A 10,278-nucleotide genomic window follows, 5' to 3' on the forward strand; every position below is an offset into this window, starting at 1 on the left:
GGCCGACCCCGGTCCGCGCAGGACCTGCCGAAAACAGCAAAGAGCCCGGCCGCCACGCGGCCGGGCTCTTCTTGTTTCGACGCCCCCGTTTCGTCGGCGTTCCTGCGCGCAGGCGCTCACATTCTCGGCGGATCGATGCATCCGGGACGGCAAAGTTTGCGTTGAACCCCTGACAAAGGCCGGCGGCACCCCCATCTGTGACCCGCCTGAGCGGGTCGATACCCCGCCGGCTTGCCCCAGGAGGACAACTCCATGAACAGCGAAGAACGCGACGTCATCGGCGGCATTTTCCAGCGCCTGGAGCAGGCTTCGAGCCAGCCCCGCGACGCGGAAGCCGAGCGCTTCATTGCCGAGAAAATCCGGGCCCAGCCCTACGCGCCCTACGCGATGGCGCAGCTCATCTACGTGCAGGAAGAGGCGATCAAGAGCCTGAACGAGCAGCTCGAGCAGCTGCGCCGCTCCGGCCAGCAGCAGCAGCCCCAGGGCGGCGGCGGCTTCCTGTCGAGCATCTTCGGCGGCGGTTCCTCCCGCCAGCCCGAGCCGCCGCGGCAGGGTGGAGCCTGGGGCAACCAGGGCGGGCAGCCCGGATACGGGCAGCCGCAGCCGGGTTACGGGCAGCAGCCTGGTTACGGCGGACCGCAGCAGGGTGGCCCCTGGGCCGGCCAGCAGGCCGCGCCGGCGCGTGGCGGTGGATTCATGGCGACCGCCCTGCCGATGGCGGCTGGCGCCGCCGGCGGCATGCTGCTCGGCAGCGCTCTCTCGAATGCCTTCGCGGGTGGCCATTCGCAGCTCGGCAGCGCCGCTGCCGCGGGCCTCGGCGGTACGTCGGGCGCGGATGCGGCGGGCTTTGGCGGGAACAACGATCTCGGCGCGGCTCTCGGCGGCGGCAACGACGGCTTCCAGGACGCGTCCTTCGCGGATGATGCCGGCGGCGATTTCGGCGGCGACCTCGGCGGCGGCGGCGACGACGACTGGGTCTGATCCAGAACCGGGCCGGCACCTCGAACGGGGTGCCGGCTCTTTTTTAATGCGCGGACGTCAGAGCACTTCGACGCGTGTGCCGACCGGCGTGCGCTCGTACAAGTCGATGACGTCCTCGTTCATCATGCGGATGCAGCCCGACGAGACGTTCTGTCCGATCGTGTGTGGCTCGTTCGTCCCGTGAATCCGGTAGAGCGACGAGCCGAGATAGAGCGCGCGCGCGCCGAGGGGATTGGTGGGTCCGCCCGCCATGTGTCGCGGCAGGTCCGGCCTGCGGCGGATCATCTCCTCCGGCGGCGTCCAATCCGGCCATTCCCGCTTCTGACTGATCGTCTTCAGGCCCGACCAGGCGAAACCGGGCCGGCCGACGCCAATGCCGTAGCGGATCGCCTGGCGACCGGGCTGCACCAGGTAGAGGTACTTGGCGGGGGTATCGACCACGATCGTTCCGGGCCGCTGCGGTCCATCATAGGCCACCACCTGCCTGGCGTATCGGGCATCGGGTGCGCGCGTGATCGCTTCGACGGCGGGCTCGACCGCGCGGTCCGGCGGCAGGGCGGCGAGCCGAACGGGTGCCTGAGCCGGCGCGTGGGCCACGCGGGGGGCTAGCGCCTCGGGGACGCGTTCGCCGGAATTCAGGAGGCGCGGACTACCGGGTCCGCCATATCCGTAGGCCGAGGCATGACGGGGCAGCACCCCGTCGTCGCCGAGCGGGGCGCGCACGGGTCGCGGCGCGACGGACCCGCGCTGGTCGCTCATCAGGAACTCGATGAACCCGCCGCCATAGGCGCCGCGCTCCGTACCCGACGTTTGGGCCTGCGCGCCCTGCGCCGCGAGCCCCGCCACCAGGCAGACTGCAGCCACGCATTCCTTGAACCGCATCACCGTCACCGCTCCGCCAACCGTTCCCACCCCGCGAGGGGGCGACACCGGGACAGGATTGGACGCGCTGGCGAGCACACGGTGAAGGAACGTGGTGAATCGTCCTCTGCGGGACCTGCGGCGAACACCTGTGCGAAACCAGCGTGAACGTCCGGTAAAGGTTGCCGGTGCGTTGCCACGTTCAAGAAATGGCAATCTGTTCGGTTCACCTTCACCCGGCTTCCCTCCTGCCGGCTGATCGCATCCGATGACCATGAAACGTTACCGCATCGAGGACAGCCTCGGGCTGGCGCCCCCGGCCGGACGGGTCGAGGCGGGCGCCTCCGCCGATGCGGTCGACCTGAGCAACAAGCGCCTCGAAGAGATTCTCTCGGCGATTCAGGATCTGCGGAAGGCGACGCAGACGAGCACCGTCGAGACCATCGAAGCCTGTCGGCGCGAGCTGAACGAGGCCTTCGCCATGCGCTCCGAGCTCGACGTGATGAAAGACGCGATCACGCGCACCAAGCAGGAGATCGCGACGCTCTATCGGTCCGAGAACACCGGCAAGGGCATGCGCCGGGTCGCGGGCGAACTCGACGCCGTCGTCGATTCCACCGAGCGCGCCACCAGTACCATCCTGGGGGCCATCGAGGAGATCGAGACCAACGCCAGCATGCTGCGGGCCATGAGCACCAGCATGGCGGGACGCGAGAACATCGACGCGATCCTCGATCGCGTCGTGGTCGCCTTCGAGGCCTGCAACTTCCAGGATCTCACCGGCCAGCGCATCAACAAGATCGTCGGCGTCCTGAAGTTCATCGAGGAGCATCTCGACCGAATGATCGAGGCCTGGGGCGGCCTCGACAATTTCAGCGATCTGATCGGCGTCGGACCCGCGCAGGTGGATATCGACGACGAGACCTCGCTCCTCAACGGGCCACGGCTCGCCGACGACATCGGCCACGTCGACCAGGGCGACATCGACGCGCTGTTCGACTGATTGGGGCGGGGCGCCGGCATCCGGCCGCCCCTTCCCTCCCCGAGATGCGAGGCTTAAGTCAGCGGCATGAGCCGCGCCCCCTCGAAAGACCGATCCGCGAAAGATCTGCCCCCGGACGGCTTCGACGACCAGGATGGGTTCCGGGAGGACGCCGCCGAGGAGGCGCAGGATCACGCTCAGGCCGACGACGCTCCCGAGATCGACTTCGATTTCGAGGAGGGCGCCGTCAAGGCCGGCACCGAGGTGATCCGGCGGTTCTGGACCACCCTGCCGACCTCGCCGGGCGTGTACCGGATGTTCGACGACAAGGGCGACGTGCTCTACGTCGGCAAGGCCAAGAACCTGAAGGCCCGGGTCGGCTCCTATGCGCGCGGTCAGGCGCATTCCAACCGAATTGCCCGCATGATCTCGCAGACGGCGGCGATGGAGTTCGTCACCACCGCCACCGAGACCGAGGCGCTGCTCCTCGAGGCCAACCTCATCAAGCAGTTGAAGCCGCGCTTCAACGTGTTGATGCGGGACGATAAGTCGTTCCCCTACATTCTCGTCACGGCCGACTCGGAAGCGCCGCAGATCGTCAAGCATCGCGGCGCCCGGCGCCGCAAGGGGAGCTATTACGGCCCCTTCGCCAGCGTCTGGGCGGTGAACAGAACCGTGAACGCCCTCCAGCGCGCGTTCCTGCTACGCACCTGCACCGACAGCTATTACGAGAACCGCACTCGGCCCTGCCTGCTCTACCAGATCAAGCGCTGCTCGGGCCCCTGCACGGGCGAGATCGATCTGGCCGATTACCAGGGGCTCGCCGACAGCGCCAAGAGCTTCCTCGCCGGCAAGTCGAACGCCGTGAAGGACCGCATGCGGGAGGAGATGCAGGCAGCCTCCGAGACCATGGAGTTCGAGCGGGCCGCGCGCTTCCGCGACCGCATCGCGGCGCTCTCGGCGATCCAGGGGACGCAAGGGGTGAACACCCAAGGCGTCGAGGAAGCGGACGTCTTCGCCCTCGACGAACAGGCCGGCCAGTTCTGCATCGAGGTGTTCTTCTTCCGCAACTTCCAGAACTGGGGCAACCGCGCCTATTTCCCGAAGGCCGATCGCACCATGACGCCGGACGAGGTGCTGGCCTCGTTCATCGGGCAGTTCTACGACGACAAGCCGGCCCCGCGCATCGTTCTCGTCAGCCACGCGATCGAGGATGCCGAGCTCCTGGCGGCCGCCCTCTCGAGCCGCACCGAGTACCGGGTCGACATCCATCAGCCGCAGCGCGGCGAGCGCAAGAACCTCGTCGAGTACGCCCAGCGGAATGCCAAGGAGGCGCTCGGCAGGCGCCTCGCCGACACCGCCTCGCAGGGCAAGCTCCTCACCGCCCTGGGGCAATCGTTCGGATTGCCCGCGGCACCCCGGCGCATCGAGGTCTACGACAACTCGCACATCATGGGCACGAACGCCGTCGGCGGCATGATCGTCGCCGGGCCGACGGGCTTCGCGAAGCAGCATTACCGCACCTTCAACATCAAGTCGGAGGAGCTGACCCCGGGCGACGATTACGGGATGATGCGCGAGGTGCTGCAGCGCCGCTTCAAGCGGCTGGTCAAGGAGAACCCGCGCACCGCGCGGGAGGCCGCGATCGCCGCGAGCGAGGGCGGCGTGCCGGAGCCCGCGATCGAGGCGGCCCCGGAGAGCGACACCCTGCCGCCCTGGCCCGACCTCGTGCTCATCGACGGCGGCAAGGGCCAGCTCGATGCGGCACGGACCGCCCTGGAGGAGATCGGCGTCACCGACGTCTCCCTGGTGGGAATCGCCAAGGGGCGCGACCGCGACGCAGGCCGCGAGACCTTCTTCGTCCCCGGTCGCCCACCCTTCAAGCTGCCGCCCCGCGACCCGACGCTCTACTTCGTCCAGCGCCTGCGCGACGAGGCCCACCGCTTCGCCATCGGCACGCACCGCGCCAAGCGCAAGCGCGAGATGGTGAAGAATCCGCTGGACGAGATCGCCGGCATCGGCCCGAGCCGGAAGCGCGCCCTGCTTCACCATTTCGGAACCGTGAAGGCGATCCAGCGCGCCGCCTTCGAGGATCTGGCGAAGACGCCGGGTGTGAATGCCGCCACCGCCCGAGCCGTCTATGACTTCTTCCATACGCAGACCTGAGGACGACACCTCGTCCGCGCGGTTGACCCCCACCCCCGCTCATGGTTTCACGCCTTCGATGAATCCCGTCCTCACCCGACGCCGCTCGCCCGCCTGGACGTTGGCGAACTGCCTGACCTACGGGCGCCTCGTGGCGGTCCCGGTGGTGGTCGCCCTGCTGTATTGGCCGACCGAGCCCGGGGCGCGCTTCGGGGCGCTGGGCGTCTACATCCTGGCGGCCATCACGGACTATCTCGACGGCTACGTGGCGCGGACCTACGACCAGAGTTCGGCGCTCGGACGCATGCTCGATCCGATCGCCGACAAGCTTCTGGTGGCCGCCTGCCTGCTGATGCTGGCAGCCGACAACACCATCCATGGCTGGACGCTGTGGGCCGCCATCGTGATCCTGTGCCGGGAGATCCTGGTCTCGGGCCTGCGGGAATACCTGGCCGAATTGAAGGTCGGTGTGCCTGTGAGCAAGGTCGCCAAGTGGAAGACCACGGTCCAGCTCGTCGCCATCGGCTTCCTCGTGGCGGGTCCGGCCGGCGAGTCCATCCTGCCCGGCACCGTCTGGACCGGCGCGGTGCTGCTGTGGCTCGCCGCCGCCCTGACGCTCTACACCGGTTGGGACTACATGCGGGCGGGCATCAAGCACGTCATCGACGATCCGCGCTGAAGGGCAGCATTTCCATGAAGCTCGTCTATTTCGCCTGGGTGCGCGAGCGTGTCGGCAAGGCCGAGGAAACAATCGACCTGCCCGCCGGCCTTGTCACGGTGGCGGATCTGGTGGCGTGGCTGCGGGAACGCGGCGAGGAATATGCGTACGCCTTCGAAATCAACGGCCTCGTGCGGGCCGCCATCGACCGCGTCCACGCCAAGCCGGATGCGCCCATCGCGGGCGCTTCCGAGATTGCCTTCTTCCCACCGATGACCGGCGGCTGAGGCATCACGGCTTCCGCAGAGCCGCGGTGAAGGCCGAGACGTTGTTGCGCATCATCATCACGTAGTTCGCAGCCGGTCCATCCGGCCCCGACAGGGCGTCCGAGAACACCTTGCCGCCGATGGCGGCCCCACTCTCGCGGGCGATCTGCTGCATCAGGCGCGGATCGGCGATGTTCTCGAGGAACACGGCCGGGACCTTCTCCTGGCGGATCTGGCGGATGATCCGGGCGACGTCGCGTGGGCTCGCCTCGCTGTCCGTCGAGACACCCTGGGGGGCGATGAAGCTCAGGCCATAGGCCGCCGTGAAGTAGCCGAAGGCATCGTGCGTGGTGATCACCCGGCGCTGGGCGCTCGGGATGGCGGCGATCGCCGCGCGCACCTCCGCGTCGAGATCGTCGAGGGTGGCGAGATAGGTCTTCGCGTTGTCCGCATAGGTGCCCGCGTGCTCCGGATCGACCCGCACCAGGGCGTCCCGGATGTTGGTGACGTAGCGCTTGACGTTGGCGACGTTCTGCCAGGCATGGGGATCGTCGTGGTGCGCATGGCCATGGCCGTGGTCGTCGTCGCTGGCCTCGATCGGCTTGATGCCGGCCGAGGCGACGACGACCGGGGCACGGGTGCCCGAGGCTTTGATCAGGCGATCGATCCAGCCCTCGAGCCCCAGTCCGTTCACGACGACGATCCGCGCCTCCGCGAGGGTGCGGGCATCGCTCGGCGCCGGGGTGTAGCCGTGCGCATCGGCGTTCGGCTGGACCAGGGTGGTGACGGCGACCCGGTCGCCGCCGACCTGCGCCACGAGGTCCCCGAGGATCGAGAACGTCGCCACGGCTTTCAGCTTGGGCGCGTCTGCGAGGGCCCGTCCGCCGCAACCGAGGACCAGAAGGGCGAGGAGCAGGATGCGCGGGAATGGGCGCCAGGACGACATCGACGGATCCTTGTGACGGGTCCGCCAGCCAATACTGTAACATTATCACATTTCCAAGCCATTCGGCTTTCGCTTGATCTGCCGCGAGCAGGGACGCAAACACCCCGCAGCATCGCGGCGCACGGCCTCACGCAGACGGAAAGAGCGGATCAGCATGGCGCGACGGGCGCTTCCCAAGACCGACATCCTGCCCCTCCTGGCGCGGGTCTGGAGGATCTGGCTCCGCCCCCACCGGGCGACGCTGGCGGTGGTGCTCGTGCTCATCGCTATCGTGGGGGCGGCCACGGGCCTCTATCCGACGTTGATCAAGCTCGCCTTCGACGCCTTCGACAAGAAGGACCTGGCGGCCCTCGCCTACGCGCCGATCATCGTCATCGCCATCACGTCGATCCGCGGCTTCGCGCTGTTCGGCCAGACGGTGCTGACCAACCGGGTCGTCACCCGCGTCGAGGCCGACATGCAGGCCGCCCTCTACGGGCACCTCATCGACTCCGATCTCGCGCAGCTCGGCCGCGAGAGCCCGGCGGCGTTCACGCAGCGCTTCACCACGGATTTCGCCTTCATCAAGGAGGCCCTGACCCGCATCTCCACGGTGCTCCTGCGCGACATCGCGATGCTGATCGCCCTGGTGGCCGCGCTTCTGTGGATGGACCCGGTCCTCACCCTCGTGGCCGGCGTGGTGGTGCCCTTCGTGGCAGGCCCGATCGGCCGGGTCGGCAAGAAGCTGCGTCGGGTCTCGACCAGCACGCAGGAGCGCATGGGGCTAACGGCCAGCCTCATCACCGAGAGCCTGCAGGGCGCGCGCATCGCCAAGACCTACGCCCTCGAAGGCTACCTGAAGGGCCGGGCCGAGGGCGCCTTCGAGGAGGTGCGCCGCCTGAAGATGAAGGCCGCCAACGCGCGCGGGCGCCTCGACCCGCTCCTCGAGATCGGCGGCGGCTTCGCGGTGGCGGCGGTGCTGGCCCTCGTCGGCCAGCGGGTGACCTCGGGCGACCGGACGGTGGGCGACTTCACCGGCTACGTCACGGCACTCCTCCTCGCGTCGCAACCGATCCGCACCCTCGGATCCCTCAACGCCATCCTGCAGGAGGCCGGCGCCGCCTTGCAGCGCTACTTCGCCCTGATGGACGAGGCGCCCCAGATCCGCGAACCCGCCGACGCACGCCCCCTCCGGATGGCGGGCGGCGAGATCCGCTTCACGGACGTCCGGTTCCGCTACCGCGCCGATGCGCCGGCGCTCGAGGGCATCGACCTGACCGTCCCGGCCGGGGCGACGGTCGCGCTGGTCGGCCGCTCCGGGTCGGGGAAATCTTCCCTGCTCAACCTCGTGCCGCGCCTCTACGACGTCACCGAAGGCGCGGTCAGTATCGACGGTCAGGACATTCGGTCCGTCACCCTCGGCTCCCTCAGGGCCGCTGTGGCGGTGGTCTCACAGGACATCGTTCTGTTCGACGATACGATCGCGGCGAATATCGGCTTCGGGCGTCCGGGCGCCAGCCGCGCGGAGATCGAGGCTGCGGCCGAAGCGGCGGCGGCGCACGGCTTCATCAGCCGCCTGCCGGAAGGCTACGATTTCGCCGTCGGCCCTTCGGGTGGGCGCCTGTCGGGGGGCGAGCGCCAGCGCATCTCGCTCGCCCGCGCCTTTCTCAAGGACGCGCCGATCCTCCTCCTCGACGAGGCAACGAGCGCCCTCGATTCCGAGTCCGAACGCCTCGTCCAGTCGGCCCTCCTGCGCCTGATGGCGGGGCGCACGACGCTGGTGATCGCGCACCGACTCTCCACCGTCCGCAACGCCGACCGCATCGTCGTCATGGAGGCCGGCCGGATCGTCGAGAGCGGAACCCACGATGCCCTGCTCGCCTCCGGCGAGGCCTATGCGCGGCTCCACCGGATGCAGCGCTCCGGGGATTTCGAGGATGCGGACCATCCGGTTCCGGCGCCGGAGGCCGGGCTCGCGCGTTGAGCCGTCGCCGTTGAGCCGGGGTGATTCCATGCAGGCAGAGCCGTTCGGTCGGACCAGGGCGGGCGAGGCCGTCACAGTCCACACCCTGGCGCGGGGCGCCGTGCGGGTGCAGATTCTCGATTACGGCGGGATCGTCCGGCGCATCGAGGTTCCAGGCCGGGACGGCCGCCGCGCGAACATCGTCCTCGGCGCGCGGGATCTCGCCGGATACGAGGCGAGCGACGCCCATTTCGGAGCCCTCATCGGGCGCTTCGCCAACCGCATCGCGGAGGGCCGCTTCAGCCTCGACGGCCGGAATCATCGGCTGCCGGTGAACGAAGGGCGCAACACAATGCATGGTGGCCCGGAAGGGTTCGACCGGCGGGTCTGGCGGGTGGAGCGCGCCGAGGCGCACCGCCTCACCCTGGCCTACCGATCACCCGACGGCGAGCAGGATTTTCCAGGCAACCTCGACGTGACGGTCACCTACAGCCTGCACGCGGATGATACCCTCGCCGTCGATTACACCGCCACCACGGACCGGGCGACGATTCTCAACCTGACCAACCACAGCTATTTCAACCTCGCGGGCGAGGGCGCGGGTAGTGTCCTCGGCCACAGCGTTTCCATCGCGGCCGACTCCATCCTCGAGACGGACGCCGAGCAGATCCCGACCGGTACGATTCTTTCCGTCTCCGAAACGCCGTTCGACTTCCGCAAGCCGACGCCTCTCGGTGCGCGCATCCGGGAGGCGCACCCGCAACTCGCCTTGGCGCACGGATACGATCACACCTACGTCGTCGGGGGCGACGGTACCCTGCGGACGGTGGCGGAGGCGGTCGATCCGTCGAGCGGGCGTCGCCTCTGCGTGGCGACCACCCAGCCCGGGCTTCAGCTCTACACCGCCAACATGCTCGACGGGACGGTGACGGGCACGGGCGGAGGCCTCTACCGGGCGGGCGACGGCGTCTGCTTCGAGGCGCAGGGGTTTCCGGATGCGCCGAACCACCCAAATTTCCCCAGCACCGTATTGCGGCCGGATGAGACGTTCCGCGCTAGCACGACCTATCGCTTCACCGTCGATCCATGAGGCGCGCCGCATAAGCCTCCCCATCGACGCCGCCGGGAAGCGTCTCTACCCCTGGTGCGGGTCCGCCTCGATCAGGATCTCGCGCTTGCCGGCGTGATTGGCCGGGCCGACGATGCCCTCGACCTCCATCCGCTCCATCAGCGACGCGGCGCGGTTGTAGCCGATCTGCAGGCGGCGCTGGATGTAGGAGGTGGACGCCTTCTTGTCCCGCAGCACCACCTGCACCGCCTGATCGTAGAGGTCTCCACCGGCCTCGCCGAAGCTGCCCTGGTCGAAGACCGCGCCGTCGACCTCGATCTCATCGCCCTTAGACCCCGACGCACCGTCCTCGTCGGCCGTGACGGCCTCGAGGTAGGAGGGCCGGCCCTGGCGCTTGAGGTGGGCGACTACGCTCTCGACTTCCGCAT

The 10,278-nt window shown here is 68.7% G+C and carries 10 protein-coding genes; 7 read left to right on the forward strand and 3 right to left on the reverse strand.

What is annotated here, in order from left to right; translation table 11 throughout:
* Nucleotides 1–252: 252 nt before the first annotated feature.
* The gene (locus tag MFF30_RS20700; RefSeq protein WP_238281774.1) at nt 253–981 is read left to right on the forward strand and encodes a DUF2076 domain-containing protein; all 729 of its coding nucleotides are present in this window, start codon (nt 253–255) and stop codon (nt 979–981) included.
* A gap of 57 nt (nt 982–1,038) precedes the next feature.
* On the opposite strand, the gene MFF30_RS20705 is transcribed toward MFF30_RS20700, so the two are convergent.
* Nucleotides 1,039–1,863 carry a L,D-transpeptidase gene (locus MFF30_RS20705; protein WP_238281791.1) on the reverse strand — a complete coding sequence of 275 codons (825 nt, stop codon included), beginning with the start codon at nt 1,861–1,863 and terminating at the stop codon, nt 1,039–1,041.
* A gap of 247 nt (nt 1,864–2,110) precedes the next feature.
* Here MFF30_RS20705 and MFF30_RS20710 point away from each other — a divergent pair, with 247 nt between their 5' ends.
* From MFF30_RS20710 to moaD, 4 genes are all read left to right on the forward strand, one after another.
* Nucleotides 2,111–2,845, forward strand: coding sequence for a protein phosphatase CheZ (locus MFF30_RS20710; protein ID WP_238281776.1), 735 nt, complete (start codon nt 2,111–2,113; stop codon nt 2,843–2,845).
* 66 nt (nt 2,846–2,911) lie between these two features.
* Nucleotides 2,912–4,990 carry an excinuclease ABC subunit UvrC gene (gene uvrC, locus MFF30_RS20715; protein ID WP_238281778.1) on the forward strand — a complete coding sequence of 693 codons (2,079 nt, stop codon included), beginning with the start codon at nt 2,912–2,914 and terminating at the stop codon, nt 4,988–4,990.
* Nucleotides 4,991–5,048: 58 nt separating this feature from the next.
* A complete protein-coding gene (gene pgsA, locus MFF30_RS20720; protein WP_238281780.1) occupies nt 5,049–5,648 on the forward strand; it encodes a CDP-diacylglycerol--glycerol-3-phosphate 3-phosphatidyltransferase in 600 nt (199 codons plus the stop codon).
* A 14-nt stretch (nt 5,649–5,662) separates the two neighbouring features.
* Complete coding sequence (gene moaD / locus MFF30_RS20725) at nt 5,663–5,914, forward strand: molybdopterin converting factor subunit 1 (RefSeq protein ID WP_238281782.1); 252 nt, start codon at nt 5,663–5,665, stop codon at nt 5,912–5,914.
* Nucleotides 5,915–5,918: 4 nt separating this feature from the next.
* On the opposite strand, the gene MFF30_RS20730 is transcribed toward moaD, so the two are convergent.
* Complete coding sequence (locus MFF30_RS20730; RefSeq protein WP_238281784.1) at nt 5,919–6,839, reverse strand: metal ABC transporter substrate-binding protein; 921 nt, start codon at nt 6,837–6,839, stop codon at nt 5,919–5,921.
* Between the two features lie 154 nt (nt 6,840–6,993).
* Between MFF30_RS20730 and MFF30_RS20735 the strand changes: the two genes are divergently transcribed.
* Complete coding sequence (locus MFF30_RS20735; RefSeq protein ID WP_238281786.1) at nt 6,994–8,802, forward strand: ABC transporter ATP-binding protein; 1,809 nt, start codon at nt 6,994–6,996, stop codon at nt 8,800–8,802.
* Between the two features lie 28 nt (nt 8,803–8,830).
* On the forward strand, nt 8,831–9,871 hold the full coding sequence (locus MFF30_RS20740; protein ID WP_238281789.1) for an aldose epimerase family protein: 1,041 nt from the start codon (nt 8,831–8,833) through the stop codon (nt 9,869–9,871).
* Between the two features lie 45 nt (nt 9,872–9,916).
* Here the strand turns inward: MFF30_RS20740 and MFF30_RS20745 are convergent.
* The coding region (locus MFF30_RS20745) for a DNA translocase FtsK (protein WP_283205925.1) at nt 9,917–10,278 on the reverse strand (362 nt) is incomplete at its 5' end.

Source organism: Methylobacterium goesingense (assembly GCF_022179225.1).
Taxonomy (GTDB): domain Bacteria; phylum Pseudomonadota; class Alphaproteobacteria; order Rhizobiales; family Beijerinckiaceae; genus Methylobacterium; species Methylobacterium goesingense.